Source organism: Frankia sp. CcWB2, assembly GCF_977927585.1.
Window position 1 is genome coordinate 11182 of sequence record NZ_CDWRCM010000065.1, and the last position, 1209, is coordinate 12390.

At 65.6% G+C, this 1209-nt stretch carries 1 protein-coding gene; it reads left to right on the forward strand.

Annotated elements, in window-relative coordinates:
• Positions 1 to 59 precede the first annotated feature (59 nt).
• On the forward strand, positions 60 to 1209 hold a 1150-nt coding region (locus ACY45C_RS09295; RefSeq protein WP_462187220.1), incomplete at its 3' end, for a hypothetical protein.

Here is a 1209-nt window from a genome sequence, read left to right on the forward strand (position 1 = left end):
GATCCCGTTGAGCAGCGGTCCGAGGAATTTCGGAGTTTTCTTCTGATCGGAGCGGTCGCATGACGTCCGGCGGTACAGGCGAAGGCAGTATTATCCTGGCCTTCAACCCCAATCCACTCGATGCAATCAAGGGTGCGATATCGGGGAGTGCGGATGCGTACTTCAACTCGATGGGCAAGGCCTTCTGCGGCATGGCGGCTGACCTGTCCAGCTCCGTATTCAGCTTCGCGGCGCAGAAGACGACCATCGACCTGAACGCCGACTACGTCGTCCAGAACTACAACATCGCGTTCGGGGTGGCGGTACTGATCGTCACCGGCCTGTTCATCTGCGCCTGCATCATGGGCGCCGTACGCGGTGATCCTCACATCTTCGCACGCGCGCTAGCCTCCACCGGCACCGCGATCCTCGGCTCATTCGTCGCACTCACCCTGCTGCAGATGGTGCTCACTGCCTCGGACGGGATCGCCGACGCCTTCGGTGACGGGAAGCCACTCGGCTCGGCCCTGGTAGCCCAACTGCGGGCTCTACCGGAGCAGGGGAACTTCGCACTCGGCATCGTCCTGTCGCTGCTGGTGGCGTTGTTCTCGTTTGCGCTCTTCGTGGTGCTGTACATCCGCAAGGTTGCGATCATCGTGATGGCGGTGTTCATCCCGGTGTATCTGGCCGGGCAGCCGACGATGTCCACGAGCGCCTGGATCAAGCGGGCGACCGAGATCCTCTTGGCGCTGATTTTCGCGAAGCCGGTTATTTACGCGATTTTCACGCTCGGTGCCGGTGTGGCAAGCGACTCGAGCGGCTCCACAGTCGATCAGACACTGACGATCCTCGGCGGGGCCGTGGTGATGATTGCGGCGGTGTTCGCCCCCTTCGTCCTGCTGCACCTGATGGGATTCGCCGACATCCACCTGATGCGCGCCGTCGGTTCAGCAGGTCGGCGCAGTGCGGCGTCGTTCGGCCAAGGGGCGGGTGCGTTGCTGGGATCGACGTCGCGGGAGACTTTCCGCGGAATCGGTGCACGGCTGCAGACCCGCAATCGCGGCATGCTCGGCGACGCCGGTGGCGCCGGTGGCGCCGGCAGCTTTGGCGCCGAGCCCGCGCTGCCCCGGCCGGCCGCGCTACGGACCGGTCGTGGCAGTGGCCTCGGCGCTCCGGCGGGCACGTCCTCCCGGACGGGTGCCGCCACGGCCGCGGTGCGCGGCTCGACGG